Raw genomic sequence first — 21,124 nt, forward strand, 5'->3', positions numbered from 1 at the left:
TTTTGGGTAAACACCACCAAGTCTTTCGTAATTATCGTCAAGAGCATGCCCTAACAAAACGTAGAGTTGTCGTTGCAGCAGTTTTTGTTTTGTTGATGGTCGGTGTGCTAATGGCACGTTTATTTTACCTTCAAGTGATGGAGTACGAGCTCTATCAGACGAAGGCGAATGATAACCGAGTGATGCTGGTAACTGAGCCACCCCCACGTGGCTTAATTTACGATAGGAATGGTGTTGTACTGGCGGATAATAGGCCCATCCATAGTCTAACTGTCATTCCAGAGCGAGCTGCAAAACTGCCTGAGCTAAAAGCCTCGCTGTCCTCAATTGTGGATATTACTGAAGAAGATTGGGCTGAATACGAAAGTAAGCTTAAAGAGTACAGACGCCCGTATCAATCCATTACATTGAAGTCACAACTAACCGATGACGAGTGGTCAAAAGTATCTGTTGATCTTTACAAACTTGATGGTGTTCAAGTTGAAGCCCAATTAACGCGCTACTACCCTTATGGCGAAGCATTTGCTCATGCTATTGGTTATGTGGGGCGTATTACTTCTCGAGATCTTGAGCGCGTTGATCGCTTAGCCTATCAAGGCGCTTTGTTTATAGGTAAAACAGGTGTCGAAGAGTATTACGAATCAACTTTGTTTGGTAAACCGGGCATATCTAAGGTTGAGGTGAATGCTCGTGGACGTATCATGTCTGAAATTGAGCGTCAAAATCCTACTCCAGGTAAAGACCTTCATTTGTATATGGATGCACGTTTACAACAATACGCTTACGACTTATTGGGTAATTACAAAGGGGCTGTTGTCGCTATTGATCCTAATAACGGCGGTGTCTTGGCTATGGTATCTAAGCCGGGCTTTGATCCTAATTTGTTCGTAAGAGGCATATCAATCAATCAATACGCTGAGCTTCGCGATGATAAGCGTTTGCCTTTGTTTAACCGAGCACTTCGTGGCGGTTACCCACCAGCCTCAACAATAAAACCGTTTATGGGGTTGGCAGGCTTGGAGTATGGCTTTTCTTCATGGTCTGAAACCTATTATGCACGCGGTTACTACCAGATTAACCCTAATGGTCGTCGCTATCGAGACTGGAAACGGGGTGGTCATGGGTGGATCGACTTAGAGCGCTCCATTATTGAGTCGGTTGATACCTATTACTACCAGTTGGCCCATAAGATGGGTATCACCCCTATACATACTTTCCTTTCAAAATTTGGCTATGGTAAGTCATCAATATTGGATTTGAATGGTGCCAGCTCAGGGCTTTTGCCATCGAATGAATGGAAAAAAGCTCGTTATAAAGAACCTTGGTACCCAGGTGACTCGGTCAATGTGGGAATAGGTCAGGGCTTTATGGTGGCGACGCCTATTCAGATTGCTACAGCAAATGCTGCGATGGCCGCTCGGGGGCATATGTACTATCCAAGGATGGTCGATAGAGTTGATGGCAATCCAGCTGTATTTGAAAATGATGATGGTGTTGAGCATGAAATTAAGCTGAAAGATCAACGTAATTGGGAAAAAATGGTTCGTGCTATGGAAAAAGTTGTCTCAGACTCAAGAGGTACTGCGCGACGCTTGCAAGGAACGGAATACAAAATAGCAGGTAAAACCGGAACTGGGCAGGTATTTAGTTTGGCTGATGATCAAGAGTACGATGCAGATAATCTAGATAAACGCCTTCACGATCATGCTTTATTTATCGGTTTTGCTCCATCCGATGCCCCTAAGATTGCAGTATTTGCCATTTTTGAAAACGGCGGAAGCAGCTCTAAGCCTGCTGACCTAACTAAAGCGCTCTTTGATGCGTATTTATACAATAAATACCCAGAAAAATATGACTATTTCGAGGTGCAGCGAAGATGAGTTGGCAGGTGTACCACCGCTTTATTGCATTCACCAATGCTCGTTTATGGCGTTTGACTCACGTTGATGTGTTGCTATTGGCCGCATTATTAATTTTGATGTCAGGCGGTTTATTCATTCTATACTCTGCTTCTGGGCAAGATGTAGCGATGGTTGAGCGACAGGTTCTTCGCTTGGGCATTGGCATGGTAACTTGTCTTGGGCTGGCACAATTACCGCCTAAGTATATGCGTCGCGCTTCGCCATTTTTATTTGCTGTATTAGTGGGGCTGTTGATATGTGTGTTGCTATTTGGTGTTGGCGCTAAGGGTGCGCAAAGGTGGCTTGCGCTACCTGGAGGACTTCGTTTCCAGCCATCCGAGTTTATGAAGATCGTCATGCCAATGATGGTTGCTTGGTATTTTGCAAATCGTCCTCTGCCACCAAAACTGAAAGAGATTATAACCGTTTTAGTCATTATTGCTGTTCCATCTCTGATGGTGGCGAAGCAGCCTGATTTAGGGACAGCATTGTTGGTTGGCGTGTCAGGGATATTTGCCTTATTTCTTGCAGGGTTGGGTTGGCGCTATATTTTAGGTGCTGCAGCGGCCGTACCGGTAGCGGCATATGGCCTTTGGCAGGTTATGCGTGATTATCAAAAACAGCGAGTATTGACGTTCTTGGACCCCGAAAGTGACCCCTTAGGTTCAGGTTGGAACATTATTCAATCTAAAACAGCGATTGGCTCCGGTGGTTTGCATGGAAAGGGTTATCTTGAGGGTACACAGGCCCAGTTGAACTTTTTGCCTGAGAGTCACACGGACTTCATTATTGCAGTATTGGCTGAAGAGTTTGGCATGATTGGGTGTGCCATGCTGATGTGTGCGTATTTATTGGTAATTGCCAGGGGATTGTACATAGCTGCATACGCAGAAGATAACTATGCACGTCTACTTGCAGGTAGTGTGACGCTGACATTCTTTGTCTACATGTTTGTAAATATTGGTATGGTTTCTGGGATATTGCCCGTGGTCGGTGTACCGTTACCCTTGGTAAGCTATGGTGGTACTTCCATCATTACCATTATGGCGACATTTGGGATTTTAATGTCGATACAGACACATAAAAGGGCAAGGTAATGATTTCAAGAATTTTAACCCTAGGATTGATGCTGGGGTTGTATGGGTGTTCAACGGCAGGGAGTAAAGTTGAGGCTCAGCCTGCTTTAGATTCCGTTGAGGCAGTGCCTTATATTCAACTTCCAGAAGTTCGTCAGTTCATCGGTGATATGGAAGCGAAGCATCATTATGACCGATCATTGTTAACGTATATGTTCTCAAATACCTACAAACGAGAACAGGTCATCACTAAGTCTGATAATCAACCAGAAGTATTGGTGCCTTACCATAAATATCGTGCGAACTTTATTGCCCCTTCACGTGTCAAACAAGGTGTTGTATTTGCTAAGCGCAACAAGCAATGGCTAGATCAAGCTGAAAAAGATTATGGCGTCGACTGGCAAATTATTGTTGCGTTGATAGGTGTTGAAACCGCTTATGGTAAGGTGACGGGTAATCGAGATGTCTTTACGTCTCTAACAACTCTGTCTTTTGACTATCCGCGTCGAGGTGCTTATTTCCAAAGTGAATTGGAGGCGTATCTCCTGTTGGCTCGCAATCAGGGCTGGCAGCTAGGGAAGACAAAAGGGTCCTACAGTGGGGCGTTAGGGATGGTGCAATTCATGCCAAGTAACTACATGAAATTATCAGTAGATTACGATCGTGATGGCCGCGTTGACTTATGGGGCTCTGAAGCAGATGCGATTGGTAGTATTGCTAACTATCTTAAGCATCATGGTTGGCAGTATTTAAAGCCAGCTGCTATCACGGCTCGTGTAGACAGCAAAGAAAGTGTCGATGAGCTTGTAAATAAGGGGCGTAAACCCCTGTACGAAATGAGTGAGTGGAGTGAAAAAGGCGTGTGGGCAACTACGGGTTATACGCCAGGTAAAGCTGGGTTAATAGGTCTACGTGAGAGTGAATCCCAAGTAGATTATTGGTTGGCTTTCGAAAACTTTTTCACCATCATGGATTATAACCCTAGCCGACGTTATGCCATGTCGGTTCTTGAGCTTGCAAACAGGATAAAACAGCATGCAGACAGCTAAGTGGCTGGGCTTACTATCTTTCTTAGGCTTAACCGGTTGTATGAGTACTGATCATATAAATGGTGGCCAGAGTGGTTCCATTGATTATGAAAAAGCCTCTGGTGGAGGTCGCTATTCAATTCTTCAGGATCATGCTCCGAGCGGAGATATTAAAGTCGACCATTTGCCTGATTTGGTGCCGAAATATGAACCTAAGAGTCGTGGTGGTAATAAATCGCCTTATAGTGTGTGGGGTAAAAGTTATTACGTCATGGATTCCGCTGATGGATATACGGCTGAAGGTACCGCTTCTTGGTATGGACAAAAGTTCCATGGTCACAAAACCTCAAATGGTGAAACCTATGACATGTATTCTTTTTCCGCAGCTCATAAATCGTTGCCTTTGCCAACCTACTTGAAAGTAACCAATCTAGATAACCAAAGAAGTGTCATTGTGCGTGTTAACGATCGTGGACCTTTTCATGGGAATCGACTAATTGATTTATCTTATGCAGCGGCGGCGCGCCTGGGTTACCACAAAAAAGGCTTAGCTAGGGTTCGCATTGAGGCAATAACGCCTAAGCCTGGTGAGCGTTATGAAGCAAATAGGGTGCCCTTAGCTGCCGAAAAGAGTAATACTTCAAAGGTGTCTAGCGTCCCTGCTCAAGCTCCGGCAAACGACTTATTGTTCACCCATTTGCAATTAGGCGCTTTCTCGCAACAAGCTTCTGCTTTGAGACTAAAACAAAGACTGTTTGAACAGTTTGATACTCGCATTAATATTGATGTGATTCATGCTGAAGATGGATTGTATAAAGTGTTAGTGGGGCCTTATGAAAACGATGCAATATTAGAGCAATGGCAACAAAATCTAGAAAGCGCTGGTTATGGCAAAAGTGTAAAAGTAGCGTTAGCGCCCTAGTGAACTTTATATAGGCTAGAGATTCAAAGCTCCCTCTAGTATCATTCTCGCCTCACGGATTAGACTAAGACGTTTAAAACTATGAAACGACTGTTATCACTTGTTATTTTTGTATTTACCTTTGTGTCCACTCATGCCTTCGCGGCACCGTCATTGATTCCGGCACCACCTCAGTTATCTGCGAACAGTTATGTACTGATGGATGCTTACACTGGAGATGTGTTGGTCGAACACAATAGTCGTGAAGAGTTACCGCCGGCTAGCTTAACTAAGCTAATGACGGCTTATATTGCTGAATACGAGCTTGCGAAAGGGAATATCTCTTTTAATGATCAGGTGACGATCAGTGAAAAAGCTTGGCGCATGGAAGGCTCACGAATGTTTATTCGTGAAGGCACTCAAGTGCGTTTAGAAGATTTAATGCGCGGCATTATTATTCAGTCTGGTAATGATGCAAGCGTTGCTGTAGCTGAGCACATTGCTGGCGGTGAAGCTGCGTTTGCTGATCTGATGAATCAACACGCCAAGCTACTAGGCATGAACAATTCGCATTTTGTTAACTCTACAGGCTTTCCCGCAGAGGGGCATTACTCCAGTGCCTATGATATAGCACTACTGTCTCGTGCCACCATTGTTCATTTCCCTGAAAATTACAAAATGTATTCAGAGAAGTATTTTACTTACAATGATATCCGCCAACCAAATCGCAATAAGCTGCTATGGCGTGACAAAACCGTTGACGGTCTAAAAACTGGTCACACGGAAGCAGCTGGTTACTGCTTAGCTGCATCTGCAGTTCGTAATGGCACTCGATTGATCGCTGTTGTCATGGGAACTAACTCCGATGAAGCGCGTGCTTCTGAAACTCAAAAGCTGCTGAATTATGGGTTCCGATACTACGAAACTCGTAAGCTATACAGTGCAGGCCAAGTTCTGAGTGATGCACGAGTTTGGGGCGGGGATGCCGACACAGTAAAAGTAGGATTTGCTGATGATGTACTGGTTACCATGCCACGTCAAAATGCAGACTCTATTCCCGCTTCATTAGAGTTAGTACCTGAAATCGAAGCACCTATCGCTGCGGGTGATGTATTAGGTAAAATTATTGTAGGTACAGCTGATAATGTACTGCTTGAAAGAGAAGTGGTGGCATTAGAGCCTGTAGCAGAAGGCGGTTTCTTTAAGCGCCTGTTCGATAAAGTTAAATTGTTCTTTATGAACTTATTTTAAGTGATGGTATAGCAAAGAATGGCTTTAATTAATAAGCAAGGTGTTGTTGCAACGGATGCGCCAGATGCCCCGAAAATCGAGTTTCCCTGCGACAATTATGTGATTAAAGTTGTCGCGATGGATGAGGTGGATATTCAAGCAACAGTGGTTGCTCGTGTACGTTCTCATGCCCCTGAGTTTGACGAGTCGTCGATAAAGAAGAATGTCTCTTCGAAAGGACGTTTTGTAAGCTTTAGTTTGCGAATTCGTGCTCAAAGTGAGACACAATTGGCTCGTTTACATGAAGATCTTATGGCAGTTGAAGCCATCAAAATGGTTATGTAATTCATGCCAAATGCAATTCTATGCCGTGATCTTGGGGTTGTTCCATATGAGTCCACTTGGGAAGAAATGAAGCAGTTTACCCAGACTCGTACGAAGCAAGACCAAGATCAGATTTGGCTCTTAGAGCACCCATCGATTTTTACGCAAGGACAAGCAGGCAAGGCGGAGCATCTTTTGGATGCTGGTGAAATTCCTGTTATTCAAGCGGACCGTGGCGGGCAGGTCACGTATCATGGGCCAGGCCAGTTAATCGCTTACATCATGATCGACCTTAAACGCTTAGGGATTGGTGTTCGTGATCTGGTGACGCTGATCGAAAACTCAATTGTAGATGTCTGCAAACTGCATGGCATTGAGTCTTACCCCAAGCCGGATGCACCGGGTGTTTATGTGAATGGAATGAAAATATCCTCTTTAGGTCTACGAGTCCGTAGAGGGTGCTCATTTCATGGCGTGGCATTAAATGTAGACATGGATTTAAATCCATTTTTGCGAATCAACCCCTGCGGTTACCAGGGGCTACAAATGATAGATATGAAGCGCTTGCAGCCACAGACCAGCATGGCGCAAGTTAAAGTTCAGTTAGCCAACATACTGGCTGAACGTCTCGGATATCCTCATCCGATTATCCAACAAGGGTGAATATAAGAATGACTACTCAGCAAAAGCGAGTTGTGCAGGGTGAAAAACTGCGCGGCGCAGATAAAATGGCCCGTATCCCTGTAAAAGTTATCCCAACGGAAGAAATTCCACGCAAGCCAGACTGGTTGCGCGTACGTATGCCAGCTTCTCCAGAGATCGCTCGTATTAAGAGCACACTACGTGAGCATAAATTGGCGTCCGTGTGTGAAGAAGCGAACTGTCCAAACCTTGGCGAATGTTTCTCTAACGGCACCGCGACCTTTATGATCATGGGCGATATTTGTACTCGCCGCTGTCCATTCTGTGATGTGGCACATGGTCGTCCGAATGCTCTAAGCGAAGACGAGCCAAAAGAGCTAGCGGTAGCGATCCGTGATATGCGTTTGAAATACGTGGTCATCACCTCAGTTGACCGTGATGATCTTCGTGATGGTGGTGCGCAACACTTTGTTGACTGTATCCGCGAGACTCGAGCGCAAAGTCCAAATATTGAGATTGAAACCCTAGTACCAGACTTCCGTGGTCGTATGGACGTGGCATTGGATATTCTTGAAATTGCGCCACCAGATGTCTTCAACCATAATCTAGAGTCGATCCCACGTTTGTACCGTCAGGTTCGCCCAGGTTCAGACTACCAGTGGTCGTTAGATCTGTTGAAGAAATTTAAAGAGCGTTGCCCAGACGTACCGACTAAATCAGGTTTGATGGTCGGTATGGGTGAAACCTTTGAAGAAATCGTCGAAGTGATGAAAGACCTGCGTGCTCACAACGTTGACATGCTAACGATTGGTCAGTACTTGCAACCCTCAAAGCATCACTTCCCAATGGATCGCTTTGTGCATCCTGAAGAGTTCGAACGCTACGAGCAAGTGGCGAAAGAACTTGGCTTTAAACACGCAGCCTGTGGCCCATTGGTACGCTCTTCGTACCATGCGGACAAACAAGCCCACGGTGAGCGTGTTTCGTAACACATCAAACTTGGTTATCTAAAATAGTTTGTTTATCAATAAACGAGAAGTGTGTTGAGCACTTCTCGTTTTTTTATAAAAAAAGCCCGCCGAAGTAGGCGGGCTAAGCTGTCCATATCAGACGCAAAGGGGGATGCGTCGAATGCATGTTGGAACTAATATGTAAATGGGCATTGCTAAAAGGTGTACGCTGCAATGACCGAGTTAAGATCTAGCTCACTGTCCTTAATCTTAACTGGTTATATTATAGACAATGGCTGCTGTGCTTGGTTCCGATATTGTGAATTTTTTTATGAGTATTGTATATGGAAGTTGATTTCGACACGCCGTATTACGCTGTATGCATTGAGACATCTGCGTTACGTGACGATGTAATGTATCGAGTGATGACTGAGAAGGTTTTAGAGCTGGCCGCTGATCAAGAGGGATTTTTGTACTCTAGCTGGGTGGCAGAAGAGTCGTCCAAGGTCATGTTCTACTGGGCTGAACTGCATCAAGCCGAGGCTTGGATGAACCACTCCATGCTGACTCGCACTTTATCAATTGGTGTTCAGTTTTGGTTTGAGCGATACAGTCTAAAGCTATTGGTTGTACAAAAGGAGAATGTGGTGGTAAATCGTCAAAGCTGGCAAGACGCTGGTAGGTTTCCCGTCATCAAGACGCCTCGCGGCGTGTTAAAGTTGCTTGCTGTGGAAGATATGCCTCTGTTAAAAGCTTACGTAAATGAGCAGCGTGAACATTTACAACGTTGGGAGCCTTTGCGGGGGGAAGACTATTACACAGACGATACTTGCTATCTGCGCATTAAAGAAATGAGAAGGGACTTTTTAGAGGATCGTGGCTGTGTATTGTGTTTATTGAATGCTGAGCAAGATCGTATATTAGCGTATAGCAATTATTCACAATTCGTACGAGGGGTGTCCCAATCGTGCTTCTTAGGTTACAGCTTGGCAGCAGACCTTCAAGGCCAAGGCTATATGCATGAATGTTTATCAGCAGGTATCGAATACATCTCAAAAGAGTTAAACATCGATCGGATTCAAGCGTGCTATATGCCGAGAAATCAAAAAAGTGCCAATGTACTCACTCGATTAAAGTTTGAGAAAGAGGGGATGGCGAAGAATTACCTGAAAATTAATGGGCAATGGGAAGACCATATTCTCACTGCACTGACTCTGCGTTAATTTTATCTATTTATACTTTCAGTACTCTGCTTCTTGAAGGGTAAGGGCTAATAATGCTGAGGTACGTGATCGGTTTTGAAGAGCGGTTGATTAAGCTACGTGAACAGCTTTTTTCAATGACAATGCCTGACTTATCAATCGCGTAGGCCGTTTTTTGATCATAGGTAATGCTCAAAGCGCCGTTATGGTTGAGCGGTAAAATGTATTGTTCAGACGCTTTTAGATAATAAGCAGGCTCTTTATGTAGTGCGGGTAACATCACCCATTCTATTTTACCTAGATCTTTGCTTTCTACTGTCCAATGGGTAATGCCACTGCTTAGCTGGTGCTTATGCTCAGTGCCACTTGCAAAACGTTCACAGCGTTTTCTGTCTCGTTTTGTCTGGCCGACAAATACCACGATGAATAATCTTACGCTGTCTGACAGAGCAACACATTTAAGAGGTTGGTTATGGCTAAGCCATGCGGCTTGGTTCGCTTTAAGAGATGTTTCTTCACCCTCTGATTCTAAGAAAATTTGCCCCTCAGTGACGGTCAATAAGCTATCGAAAGGCAGGGCAATGTTATGATTGGCGTGCTCATTCATGCTGAGCTGGATTTCGTAAATGCTTAACAAATCGGAATGATGAACTATGTTTTGCCAACTATCTTGTCCTAATGTTGCTTTCATCCCCGCGTTACCTGCATCAGCTTGTTCTTAAGATAGTTTACATCGGAAAGAAAAAAACAACTAATGTCGATTTAGTGTGGGGTTTCGGTTGCAGGTGAAATGGTGCCTGATTATAGTAGGTGGCAATAATTAAGTTACAGATTTACTTAGTCTTTTTCTAAGTAAATCTTATTTTGAAAGGACAATGCTTTTGAGTGAGTTAACCAACTTCGAAGCCAATGAAACGCTTTCTTTGAAAGACTACACTGAAAAGGCTTACTTGAACTATTCAATGTACGTCATTTTGGATCGAGCCTTGCCACATATAGGTGATGGGCTAAAGCCTGTCCAGAGACGTATTGTCTATGCTATGAGTGAGCTTGGCCTGAAAGCGACGGCAAAGTACAAAAAGTCTGCGAGAACGGTCGGTGATGTATTGGGTAAGTTTCACCCGCACGGTGACAGTGCTTGTTATGAAGCAATGGTGCTGATGGCACAGCCGTTTTCTTATCGCTACCCACTTGTAGACGGTCAGGGGAACTGGGGTGCACCCGATGACCCGAAATCTTTTGCTGCGATGCGATACACAGAATCTCGTTTATCCAAATATGCCGATGTACTACTAAAGGAAGTCAATCAAGGTACGGTAGATTGGGTGCCAAACTTCGATGGTACATTGGAAGAGCCTGCTGTTCTTCCTGCTCGATTGCCCAACCTTTTGCTAAATGGTACGACCGGTATAGCGGTCGGTATGGCGACAGATATTCCTCCCCATAACCTCCGCGAAGTGGGGGAAGCCTGTATTCATATGCTTAAGCATCCGAAAGCGGACTTGGATGAACTTTTAGAATATGTGCAAGGCCCAGATTTTCCGACTGGTGGTGAAATTATCACTCCGCGAGAAGATCTGCGTAAGTTGTATGAGACAGGTAAAGGGCAGGTGAAGGCTCGTGCTCGCTACAGTGTTGAAGAGGGCGAAATCGTTGTTTACGAATTGCCTCATCAAGTTTCTGGAAGCAAAATCCTAGAGCAAATGGCCGCCCAAATGCAGGCGAAAAAACTGCCAATGGTGGTGGACCTTCGTGATGAATCGGATCACGAGAACCCAACGCGCTTAGTAATCGTACCGAAATCCAATCGAGTAGATATTGAAGGGGTAATGACACATCTGTTTGCGACTACGGACTTAGAAAAATCCTATCGTGTAAACATGAATGTGATTGGCCTTGATGGTCTGCCTCAGGTGAAAAGCCTACCAGTGTTTATTAGTGAATGGTTACGCTTTCGTATCGGCGTGGTTCGTAAAAGGCTAGAGTTTCGCCTTGATAAGGTTCTGAAAAGGTTGCACATCTTAGAAGGTTTGCTGATTGCCTTCCTAAACATCGATGAAGTCATTGAGATTATTCGAAATGAAGACAAGCCTAAGCCTGTATTGATGTCGCGCTTTGATCTGACAGATACCCAAGCCGAGGCAATTCTTGAATTGAAATTGCGTCATTTAGCGAAGCTTGAAGAGATGCGGATTCGTGGTGAGCAAGATGAGCTTGAAAAAGAACGTCAGCTTTTAGAAGGTTACCTTGGCTCAGATTCTAAGCTTAAAAAACTCATCATTAAAGAAATTGAAGAAGCAATCAATGACTTTGGTGACGATCGTCGTACTCCTATTGTTGAGCGTAAAGAAGCACAGGCCTTTAGTGAAGAAGACTTGTTGTCTAATGATCCGATCACAGTGGTGCTCTCTAAGCAGGGGTGGATTCGAGCGGCTAAAGGCCATGAAATTGATGAACGCGGTCTCAGCTATAAATCTGGTGATGAGTTCCTGTTGTCTAGCAAAGGACGCTCCAATCAGACGTTAGTTTTGTTGGCCTCTAATGGAAGAACCTATTCCATCAAGGCGCACACATTACCATCGGCACGTGGTCAAGGCGAACCGATTACTGGACGAATTACATTAGAGAAAGATGCACAGATTGTCGCTGCAGTTTTGGATACTGATGATTCGTATTATTTGATTGCTTCAGATGCTGGCTATGGGTTTGTTGCGAAGCTGGCTGACCTACACGCCAAAAACAAAGCGGGCAAAGCGACGTTAACATTACCGACCAATGCTAAAGTCCTGGCGCCTGTAAAAGTGGCGGATCCAGAGCGATCACGAGCGGTCGTGGTATCAAATGAAGGGCGTATGCTGGCATTTAATGTGGCGTCATTGCCACAAATGGCTAAAGGCAAAGGAAATAAACTCATTAGTATTTCGTCTGCGAGAGCGAAGGATCGTGAAGAGTGGGTCTGTGCTCTAGCAACATTGTTGCCTGAAGACCTTCTTTACGCGCACAGTGGTAAGCGTTTTATGACCTTTACTGAAAAAGAAATGACGGACTATATTGGTGAGCGTGGGCGAAGAGGTCTGAAACTACCGCGAGGTTTCCAGCGAATAGATCAGCTAGAGGTAAAAGTGGGAGAAGGGAAACCTTCTAACTAGGTTTTTAATTCAGATTTAGTATTGAAACAAAAAAGTGCTATTTTTAAAGCACTTTGAATTAAGGGGTATAGACTTATGAAAGGCAGTCAAAAAGTAATCGATAGCATGAATGCACTTTTAGAGAATGAGCTGGCCGCAATTGACCAATATTTTATTCATTCTCGTATGTATGACGATTGGGGTTTAAGCAAACTGTATGATCGTTTGAACCATGAAATGGATGAAGAGAAGGATCACTGTGACTGGCTGATTAAGCGTATCTTGTTCTTAGAAGGAACGCCATGTTTAACTAAACGCCGTGATTTGCTTGTTGGCAATGATGTTCGTTCCATCATGCAGAATGATCTGACGCTTGAATTAGAAGTTGTTGCAGCGGTGCGTGATGTCATTGCAATTTGTGAAGAAGAAGGTGATTACCAAACACGCGAAATGCTTGAGAAACTTCTGTTTGATACAGAAGAAGACCATGTGTACTGGCTGGAAAAGCAATTGCGTTTGATGGATACCATCGGTGAACAGAACTACATTCAATCGCAAATGTAATAGGAGTTGATATGAAAGGTGATAAGCAGGTTGTTGCAAGCCTAAATAAAGTATTAGCGAATGAATTGGTTGGTATCAACCAATATTTTTTACATGCGCGAATGTTTAAAGATCAAGGTTTTGAGTTGCTTGATAAAGCTGATTACAAGACTTCTATTCAAAAAATGAAAAATGCCGATCGTTTGATCGAGCGTATTTTATTTTTAGAGGGGCTACCTAATTTGCAAGATTTAGGTCGACTTCGTATCGGTGAAGATAGTGAGGAAATGATTGCCTCGAACTTGTCTTTCGAATTGGCAACGCTACCTGATCTTCAGGAGGGTGTGAAGCTGTGTGAAGAGAAGAAAGACTTTATTAGCCGTGAAGTACTTGAGCACATTCAAGATGAGCAGGAAGAACAAATTGATTGGCTTGAGACGCAGCAGCATTTGATCAAGACAGCAGGCTTGGAGAATTACTTGCAGTCTCAGATGGGAGAATCTTCTGTAGATTAATGGTCGCTATCGTTGATTAAGCGACTTTGACGAGGAGCTCATCTGCAAGTTTCAAGAGCTCCTCATTAAGGATTCCTTTTACGTCCTTACAGCATTTGCCGCATTGGTTGCCTACACAATGCTCGGAGTAAAGCTCACGCATTGTTGTAGCGCCTTCGGCAATAGATTTTTTGATCGCTTTATCAGAAACGGCGTTGCAAAGACAAACGTACATAAAATGAAAATCACTCTCAGTTCGATTTATCTTCGATTTTATTTTCAATGATAATAGTTATCAATAAAATTAAATTTATTTATTGCTTAAAGTTGATAGATTTTAAAAATTGTACGGCTTGTTACAGAATACAAAAGAAAAGGACGCTTAAGCGTCCTTTTCTTTTGTGATGTCGGTTAAGATTTCAGCGAAGGTTTCAGGGGGATGTGCACCTTGAACTAGGTACTTTTCGTTAATGATATAGGTAGGAACTGATTGAATATTGAGTTTTACTAATTTTTCAATCTTCTCTTCTACAAGGTATTCCGCTTCGCGTGAGATGGCATCTTCAATATCTTCTTCTTGAAAGCCAACTTCCTTGGCAATACGCGTAAGGATAGCAATGTCTCCAATATTCTCTCCTTTCGTAAAGTAAGCATAGAAGAGGGCTGTCATCATAGGTGTTGCTAAGCGTATTCGGCTTGCTTGAGCGATAAACTGATGTGCTAACTTGGTATTGGGGATAATGTCTTTGTCGGAAAAATTGAATTCTAGACCTGCTTCATAGCCTACATTCTGAAGGGCGTGAGTCACTTCATTTAATTTTTCTTGGCTACCGAATTTTTTACCCAGATAGCTAGTACGAGGCTCTCCTTGCTTCGATATATCTGGGTGTAATTCAAAGGGTAGCCAGTGTATGTCAAAGCGAAAATCATCCCCTAAATGCTCTATGGCAGCTTTTAAGCGGGTGTAACCAAGGTAGCACCATGGACAGATTGGGTCTGCCACGATATCGATAGTTAAGTCGGCCATTGTTTCTCCGTTAGTTTACGCTGTAGGCGATGCATTGACTAATTTGGCAATAAGGTAAATTAGACTCTTGATGCCAATGATTAAAAGCGGTTTGTGCGGCTTTTAATGCCGCTTGAGTGTCGCGTCCCGTGGTCATGATTTGCTGATTACGTAAGTAGCCTTCCACGTCTTTTGTAAGGATAAACGTATCTTTGCCCATCACTCTGAGGGTATAAGCTCCGGTATTGCCTCCAAGGCGAGCACCATGCTTTTTGAGGTATTGCCACAGTTCAGTAATATTATTGCTAGGAAATTCAGCAACAAATCTAGAAAAGCTTTGATGGTTTGCTTTGACTTCAGCCATCATGATAGCGTTTTCGCGAATCGTCATGACTTTTGCCAAGTGTCTAATAATACTTGGATCTTTGGCTTTCTCTTCCCACATCTCATCATGAATAAGAAGCATTTTTTCAACATCAAATTGAAAAAATGCGGTTTCAAAATTGGGCCACTTGTTGCGAACCACTTGCCAATTCATACCGGACTGAAATATTTTCTGAGAGAAGGCTGAAAGCCATCGATCATCACTAATTTGCAAAAGCTCTATTTGAGTCTTGGGGGTAATTAAATGGCTTTGTAATGCCTGCTCACTACCAAAACGATGTATTGCTCTTTGATAAATATCTGAAAAGGGTTCGTATGAGGACACTGTAGGCTCCTTAACATGAGTTGTGCGATTGTAACATAATCGTGACTATGCCGTTGATTTGGAGCATTTATTTCTTAAAGTTAGGCTTTGCCTTCGCGTATACTTATGCAAGCAATAAAATGACAGGAATGATCATGACCCACCTAAGTGTAAATCTAAATAAAATTGGTTTGTTGCGAAACTCTCGCGGCCGCGATTACCCAAACATGCTAACTATGGCGCAACGAACCCTTGAGCTTGGCGCGTTTGGTATTACTATCCACCCTCGTCCGGATCAACGCCATGCGACTTATCGAGATGCATATGAATTGAAAGAGTTGTTAAAGCAATATCCTGGGCGTGAGCTGAATATTGAAGGTTTTCCTGACGCTAAGTTTTTAGAAGTGGTGCTAGAAGTTGAGCCCGACCAGTGTACTCTTGTTCCTGATGATCCTAATCAATTGACCTCTGATCATGGGTGGAATGTTGCAAGAGATCAAGATGCGCTTCGCCCCGTGATTGCTAAATTAAAAGAAAAGGGAATACGAGTCGTTCTTTTTATGGACCCGGATCCAGACAATATGGCAATGGCGAAAATGGTAGGGGCTGACCGAGTTGAGCTATATACCGAAGCTTATGCCAATGCTTTTCCAACAGATCAGCGTGTCCCCGTTAACCAGCAATATCAAATTGCTGCACAGGCCGCTTTAGACGCTGGTTTGGGTGTGAATGCTGGCCACGATCTTGATCTTGAAAATGTTGCTTTGCTGTGTTCTGAACAACGTATTACGGAAGTCTCTATTGGTCATGCTTTAACTGCAGAAGCATTAGAGTTTGGTTGGGATAATGTAGTCAAACGTTATTTGGAGCAGCTTGGTTGAGCACGGGTAAAGTAGGGTCAGTTCAGCCTTGCAAGAGAAAGAGGGTAATGTGCCCTCGTTGCGATTATCCTGAAAAGCAATGTGTGTGCCGTTTGATCCCTCTGGTAGAGGGGGATATAACGGTCTGGATTTTACAAGATAAAACTGAAGCAAAGCATGCTAAGAATAGCGCTAGGCTGTTTCGGCTTTGCTATGCTAAAACTCACATTGTTTCGTTTTCTGATAATGATGCACTTACGTCATTTTTTAGAAAAGTTAGGGGTGATAATACCGTTTTACTGTATCCAAGTGATGTCTCTGAGCCGATAGAAACCTGTGACACCGATAAAATCGGTTCAATTAGTAATATTGTTCTTTTAGATGGTACATGGCCCAAGGCCAAAAAAATGTACTTAGTGGAGCCGCGATTGCAAACACTCAAAACAGTAAACTTTCAGTCGCCCCCAAGGTCTCATTATGAGATCCGAAAATCACCCAATGCAAACGCTTTATCGACTCTTGAGGCCGCTGCATATGGTTTAGAATGTTTGGGCAATTTGCGCATGAGTAGCGTTCGTCACTTCTTTCATGAAGTGATTAAGATGCAATGGTCCCAACAGCCAGATTCCCATAAACATCGCATATGAACTAGAGGGAAAAAATGGATAAGCAAACTGAAATTGAGCTACAAGCAGAAGTTTTTCGCAGACTGGTTGAGCATCTTGATGAGAGAAAAGATGTTCAAAATATCGAATTAATGAACTTGGCTGGATTTTGCCGCAATTGTTTAAGTAAATGGTACGCTGCGGCTGCATCAGATCGTGGTATTGAACTTTCATACGATGAAGCGCGTGAAGTGATCTACAAAGAGCCCTATCACGAATGGAAAGCTAAGTACCAGAAAGAGGCAACGGCTGAACAAATCGCTCATTTTAACTCACGCGAGCAGAGTGAGTAATTCTTGATGCAGCGGTTGCTCATGCGCTTAGTTCGCTTAACCAGCCAACGATTTCATTCAGGCATTTTAGTCATCCTGTTGATGGCTGGGATAACGACCCCTTTTTTGATTGCTGATGTGTCTCAGAAATACATCAACTTGGCGAAAAAGATTGGTGCCCAGTATGGCAACCGAGCTGAATTGAGAATTATGGCGTGGCGACGCACCGTTGAAGAATCCCGTGGTCTTTCTGTTAGCCTGCAGCTGCAAAACATAAACAACTTTTTTAATATGCTGCAATTTGTGAATGATCAGCAGCATTGGGGAAAGAACGATTATTGGGCTACACCGATCGAGTTTTTAGCGACCGGCGGTGGTGATTGCGAAGATTTTACAATAGCAAAATACTTTGCTTTACGAGAACTCGGGGTTCCGGATGAGAAACTGAGGCTTGTCTATGTAAAAGCACTCAGTTTGAATCAGCACCATATGGTTTTAGCGTACTATCACACGCCAACATCCGTGCCTGTGATTTTAGATAATTTAGATAAAACGATTAAGCCAGCTATTCAGAGAAATGATTTACTGCCGATTTACTCTTTTAATGCTGAAAACCTGTGGTTGGCGAAAGAGAAAGGGCGAGGTCAACTCGTTGGAGGCTCGTCTAGGTTGAGCCTTTGGACTGACCTAAATAATCGATTAACGGATTTAGAAGGCTAGGAGACAAATTTTGACTCTTTTTAGACAGTTATTGATCACGATTGTACTGCTCTTGTCTCTGATGCTAATGGTGGTAATGGCCATTAATTTTCAGACAACGAAAAGCTATTTGATCGATCAATTACGCTCTACGACGCAAGATTCAGCGACCACTTTAAGTATGCAGATATCTGACTTTATGGCGCTGGAGGATTACACCTCAGTAGAGAGCTCCGTCAATGCAGTTTTTGACAGCGGTTACTTTTCCCGTGTCAGGGTGCATGTTTATGCTAATGATCAAGACATCGTTCGCAGCAACTCTACCGTTATTTCTGGTGTACCACAGAGTTTCATTGATTTAATTGATTTTGAAGTCCCTACTGCCAGTGCAGTCATTTCTAATGGCTGGAACGAGCTTGGTCAAGTTTATGTTACCGGCAGTGCAGGATATGGCTACTATCAGCTTTGGATGGCTACACGAGATTTGTTGATCTCATTCCTAGCAATTGGTGCAATCTCCGTTTTGTTGGGCGGATTGCTACTACGATGGTTGTTTAAACCTTTGGCAGAGGTTGAAAAACAAGCCGAAGCAATTCAACAACGTCGTTTTATTCAAATGAAAACCTTGCCAAAAACCCGAGAGTTAAAATCGGTCGTTGAGTCCATGAACCGTATGGCTGCAAAGCTAGAGCGTGAATTTGCTGCAGAAGCGCAAACTGCCCAATGGTTACAAGCAAAAGCTTTCAAAGACCCTGTAAGTGGTCTTGGAAATCGTAATTTTTTTGAAAGTCAGGTTTCGGCTCATTTTGCCGAATCAGATCGAACCTATGATGGTTTAATTCTTATTAGCTTATTGGATTTAGCTAAAATAAATAATGAAATGGGTTATGAGGCAGCGGATAACTTTATAAGAAGTTCTGCAGAAATCTTAGAAAAGCATGTCAATGTTTTTCAGAACTCCACCTTAGCTCGTTTAAATGGTGCGGATTTTGTTTCCTTAGTTCCCAATATTGAGACAGGTAGGCTAAAAGAGCTAGTGGCTGCCATTATGTCTGATTTACATGACTTAGTTGGGGCAAGGGTAAGTTATTCTGAGGCGGTAGCTAATATCGGTGCGGTGGTTATAGATGCTTCGGTTGATCGATCAAACGCTATGGCGCAGGCTGATGCAGCACTTCGTTCTGCGAAACAAGCAGGACCAAATAAGTTTAATGTATTTGATTCTGAAACAGGCCAACAAATGGCGATAGGTCGACTGGCTTGGAAAGAGATGTTAGAACATGCGATAAACCATCGTAGTTTTGTTTTGCGTCGTCAGTCCGTCGCCGCCTCTTATGATCGTAACAAATTGTTACAACAAGAATTATTTGCCAGCTTAGAATTTGAAGGTAAGCAATATCACGCGGGTTATTTTATTGGTTTAGCTGAACAGTTTGACTTGGGTGAACAAGTCGACCAAGTGATTATTCAGTTGGTTATTGAAGCAGTTCAGAAGACTCATACTTCCGGTCCGTTTGTAGTGAACTTATCCGCATCAGCCTATGCAAAAATGTCTTTTGTAAGCTGGTTAGATAAGGTACTTCAAGAGCTGTCCGAAGAGGTTAAGAATAACTTGGCTTTTGAGGTCTCAGAGCAAAGTGTATTAGGAACAGAAGATCATGCTTTCCTATTGGCTCAGACCCTAAAAACTCACAAAGTGAAATTTGGGATCGATAATGTAGGTAAGCAATTCTCCGCATTCCAGTATTTGCAGAATTTAATGCCCGATTATGTGAAAGTGGACCCATCCTATACCAAGTTGGCTGTAGGTAAAGAATCAGAGTCATTTTTCATGCATACGCTCTGTAAGATGTTCAATAGTCTGAATATCGATGTGATTGCCACGGGTGTTGAAACCGATAAACAGGCGGAGATTTTGAAGAAATTTGATATAAGTGGTGTGCAGGGTTACGGAGTTGGTCGTCCTGTTCCGTTTAATGACTAGAACAAGGGTGTTTTGATGATGCTTTAAATTAAAGCATCATCATCTCTGATTTCACCAATCAACGAGTCGCTGTTTCCGGTATGAATGCCTCGAACGAATTTTCGACTGAGTAGTTTTTTCTGGGCCGCCATAGGAAGCTCTGTAAATTGAATCAGACGCTTTTCGGTAAGTAAATCTATTAAATCCTCTAAGACACGCATCATATCTTGGTCTGAGGATGTTAGTAATTCTTGAGAAGATTCTTGGTCGAGCTTTTTGGCAAGAATTTCGGCAACAAATGGGTCATTAGGTGCCACGAGTTGGGTAAACTCATTGTTTTGATATGGTGCCACATCGATGATATCTCCTTGCTCATCGAGTTTTGCATAAAGCATACTTTTACCCCCAAGTTGTTATGTAATCGTCTTAAAATAATAATAGTATTATTTTTTGTGATTTTATAACCTAGTTCATCCACATCAACAATGAATTAAGTAGTACATAGAGCTTCTTTATATGGCATTATTCTGGAAAAAGAAACACGCTACGGAAAGTGACAAGGAATTGTCACGTGAAGATAGAGTCAAGGAAAGCGTGCACGCTTGGTTAGCGCAAGAGGAAGAAAAGCTTGAACCAGACTTTACCATTGACGAACAAATAAGCTCTAAGAATGAATTGTTGAATGAAAGCAAACCGGTCGAGTCACCTGAAACTAGTGAAAATTCCTCCTCTTCAATTGTAAACGAAGTCACTGAACGGTCAGAAGAACCCTCAAAAGTTAGACCGTCAGAGGAAAAAAGTACATCTGCTCCAGAAAGCCATTTAGGACAAGCGCTGACTCATTTAGAGTCTCTTGTTCAGAGCTCGTCAAAGAATGCTGAGTCACCTGAAAAAACGACCAATGAGCTCTCGACTAAAACCGCTAAGCTTGATCCTTCTCTTGTTGAAAAAGAACTTTCAGAGTTAACCCCCTCGATTACTCGCCTTTCAACTGATGTAAGCTCTAATTCGGATAACGAGAGTATTTTTAAAATTTCAATAAGTGATGTTAAAACAAATAACAGTGTTGCATCTCTCGATTCGAAACAAGATGAAGAACATTCCGCTACAGATTTAGAAACACAGGAAAGCTTTGAAAGCGCCATTTCTGTCAAAATGCTTACTGAAGTAAAAGACCTCGAAAGTGATGAAGTGTCTACACCACCAAGACAAGCGTTTTCATCCTTATTAAGTGAAAGTAAGACCGATCACTCGGATGAAAAGAGTGTAGAAACAGTCGAGCAAATACCTGAAGCCAACTTGTTTAATCGATCATTTGAACAATCAAAGGAAGATCATGAAGAGAATTTTTCTGAGCAAGTAGAGAAGCAGCTGTTTGATCCTCATACGGTTGCCGAGCCTGCAACGGAAGTTAATACATCGGCTGATCAAACTGAATCAAATGAATTAGATCCTTTTTCAAAAAAACTCTTGAATTTAAGCGAGTCGAATACATCCTTTAAGCCAGAGCCAGAGCCAGAGCCAGAGCCAGAGCCAGAGCCAGAGCCAGAGC

At 43.1% G+C, this 21,124-nt stretch carries 22 protein-coding genes and 1 pseudogene; 18 read left to right on the forward strand and 5 right to left on the reverse strand.

The annotated features are described in order from the left end of the window. Positions 1–2: 2 nt before the first annotated feature. From mrdA to JHD44_RS05680, 9 genes are all read left to right on the forward strand, one after another. A complete protein-coding gene (gene mrdA, locus JHD44_RS05640) occupies positions 3–1,880 on the forward strand; it encodes a penicillin-binding protein 2 (protein ID WP_199461789.1) in 1,878 nt (625 codons plus the stop codon). After that, entirely contained in the window at positions 1,877–2,998 is a 1,122-nt protein-coding gene (gene rodA / locus JHD44_RS05645) for a rod shape-determining protein RodA (RefSeq protein WP_199461790.1), read from the forward strand. The genes mrdA and rodA overlap by 4 nt, the downstream gene beginning before the upstream one ends. Beyond that, positions 2,998–4,026: a lytic murein transglycosylase B gene (gene mltB / locus JHD44_RS05650; protein ID WP_199461791.1), complete on the forward strand. Its 1,029-nt coding sequence runs from the start codon at positions 2,998–3,000 to the stop codon at positions 4,024–4,026. Before rodA ends, mltB begins: the two co-directional genes overlap by 1 nt. Continuing rightward, entirely contained in the window at positions 4,013–4,927 is a 915-nt protein-coding gene (locus tag JHD44_RS05655) for a septal ring lytic transglycosylase RlpA family protein (RefSeq protein WP_199461792.1), read from the forward strand. Before mltB ends, JHD44_RS05655 begins: the two co-directional genes overlap by 14 nt. An 81-nt stretch (positions 4,928–5,008) precedes the next feature. Further along, entirely contained in the window at positions 5,009–6,157 is a 1,149-nt protein-coding gene (locus JHD44_RS05660; RefSeq protein ID WP_199461793.1) for a D-alanyl-D-alanine carboxypeptidase family protein, read from the forward strand. Between the two features lie 18 nt (positions 6,158–6,175). After that, complete coding sequence (locus tag JHD44_RS05665) at positions 6,176–6,481, forward strand: YbeD family protein (protein WP_199461794.1); 306 nt, start codon at positions 6,176–6,178, stop codon at positions 6,479–6,481. A 3-nt stretch (positions 6,482–6,484) separates the two neighbouring features. After that, positions 6,485–7,123, forward strand: a complete 639-nt coding sequence (gene lipB, locus JHD44_RS05670) for a lipoyl(octanoyl) transferase LipB (protein WP_199461795.1) — start codon at positions 6,485–6,487, stop codon at positions 7,121–7,123. Positions 7,124–7,131: 8 nt separating this feature from the next. Continuing rightward, on the forward strand, positions 7,132–8,091 hold the full coding sequence (lipA, locus tag JHD44_RS05675; protein ID WP_055461344.1) for a lipoyl synthase: 960 nt from the start codon (positions 7,132–7,134) through the stop codon (positions 8,089–8,091). Positions 8,092–8,396: 305 nt separating this feature from the next. Next, positions 8,397–9,275, forward strand: a complete 879-nt coding sequence (locus JHD44_RS05680) for a GNAT family N-acetyltransferase (RefSeq protein WP_199461796.1) — start codon at positions 8,397–8,399, stop codon at positions 9,273–9,275. 10 nt (positions 9,276–9,285) lie between these two features. On the opposite strand, the gene JHD44_RS05685 is transcribed toward JHD44_RS05680, so the two are convergent. Continuing rightward, a complete protein-coding gene (locus JHD44_RS05685; protein WP_199461797.1) occupies positions 9,286–9,945 on the reverse strand; it encodes a hypothetical protein in 660 nt (219 codons plus the stop codon). 190 nt (positions 9,946–10,135) lie between these two features. Between JHD44_RS05685 and parC the strand changes: the two genes are divergently transcribed. From parC to bfr (JHD44_RS05700), 3 genes are all read left to right on the forward strand, one after another. Further along, positions 10,136–12,403 (forward strand): DNA topoisomerase IV subunit A, encoded by a 2,268-nt coding sequence (gene parC, locus JHD44_RS05690; RefSeq protein WP_233401774.1) that lies wholly within the window; start codon positions 10,136–10,138, stop codon positions 12,401–12,403. A gap of 75 nt (positions 12,404–12,478) precedes the next feature. Next, entirely contained in the window at positions 12,479–12,946 is a 468-nt protein-coding gene (gene bfr, locus JHD44_RS05695; RefSeq protein ID WP_199461799.1) for a bacterioferritin, read from the forward strand. An 11-nt stretch (positions 12,947–12,957) separates the two neighbouring features. Beyond that, the gene (gene bfr / locus JHD44_RS05700; protein WP_199461800.1) at positions 12,958–13,440 is read left to right on the forward strand and encodes a bacterioferritin; all 483 of its coding nucleotides are present in this window, start codon (positions 12,958–12,960) and stop codon (positions 13,438–13,440) included. 16 nt (positions 13,441–13,456) lie between these two features. On the opposite strand, the gene JHD44_RS05705 is transcribed toward bfr (JHD44_RS05700), so the two are convergent. From JHD44_RS05705 to JHD44_RS05715, 3 genes are all read right to left on the reverse strand, one after another. Further along, a complete protein-coding gene (locus JHD44_RS05705) occupies positions 13,457–13,654 on the reverse strand; it encodes a (2Fe-2S)-binding protein (protein ID WP_199461801.1) in 198 nt (65 codons plus the stop codon). Positions 13,655–13,801: 147 nt separating this feature from the next. After that, a complete protein-coding gene (locus JHD44_RS05710; RefSeq protein ID WP_199461802.1) occupies positions 13,802–14,446 on the reverse strand; it encodes a DsbA family oxidoreductase in 645 nt (214 codons plus the stop codon). 10 nt (positions 14,447–14,456) lie between these two features. Continuing rightward, entirely contained in the window at positions 14,457–15,134 is a 678-nt protein-coding gene (locus JHD44_RS05715) for a DNA-3-methyladenine glycosylase I (protein WP_199461803.1), read from the reverse strand. 134 nt (positions 15,135–15,268) lie between these two features. Between JHD44_RS05715 and JHD44_RS05720 the strand changes: the two genes are divergently transcribed. The 5 genes from JHD44_RS05720 to JHD44_RS05740 are packed head-to-tail and all read left to right on the forward strand — an operon-like array spanning position 15,269 to position 19,593. Then, on the forward strand, positions 15,269–15,994 hold the full coding sequence (locus tag JHD44_RS05720) for a pyridoxine 5'-phosphate synthase (protein WP_199461804.1): 726 nt from the start codon (positions 15,269–15,271) through the stop codon (positions 15,992–15,994). A gap of 47 nt (positions 15,995–16,041) precedes the next feature. Beyond that, positions 16,042–16,620, forward strand: a complete 579-nt coding sequence (locus JHD44_RS19205) for a tRNA-uridine aminocarboxypropyltransferase (protein ID WP_418903728.1) — start codon at positions 16,042–16,044, stop codon at positions 16,618–16,620. 14 nt (positions 16,621–16,634) lie between these two features. Continuing rightward, entirely contained in the window at positions 16,635–16,931 is a 297-nt protein-coding gene (locus JHD44_RS05730; protein WP_199461806.1) for a DUF1244 domain-containing protein, read from the forward strand. Between the two features lie 6 nt (positions 16,932–16,937). After that, positions 16,938–17,630 (forward strand): transglutaminase-like cysteine peptidase, encoded by a 693-nt coding sequence (locus JHD44_RS05735; RefSeq protein ID WP_233401776.1) that lies wholly within the window; start codon positions 16,938–16,940, stop codon positions 17,628–17,630. A 10-nt stretch (positions 17,631–17,640) separates the two neighbouring features. Beyond that, a complete protein-coding gene (locus JHD44_RS05740) occupies positions 17,641–19,593 on the forward strand; it encodes an EAL domain-containing protein (protein ID WP_199461807.1) in 1,953 nt (650 codons plus the stop codon). Between the two features lie 23 nt (positions 19,594–19,616). Here JHD44_RS05740 and JHD44_RS05745 read toward each other — a convergent pair whose 3' ends face one another. Further along, complete coding sequence (locus JHD44_RS05745) at positions 19,617–19,967, reverse strand: hypothetical protein (RefSeq protein ID WP_199461808.1); 351 nt, start codon at positions 19,965–19,967, stop codon at positions 19,617–19,619. A gap of 121 nt (positions 19,968–20,088) precedes the next feature. Here JHD44_RS05745 and JHD44_RS05750 point away from each other — a divergent pair. Then, positions 20,089–21,124, forward strand: a pseudogene (locus JHD44_RS05750) (hypothetical protein); the annotation flags it as partial.

This window comes from Marinomonas ostreistagni, from assembly GCF_016461785.1.
Taxonomy (GTDB): Bacteria; Pseudomonadota; Gammaproteobacteria; order Pseudomonadales; family Marinomonadaceae; genus Marinomonas; species Marinomonas ostreistagni_A.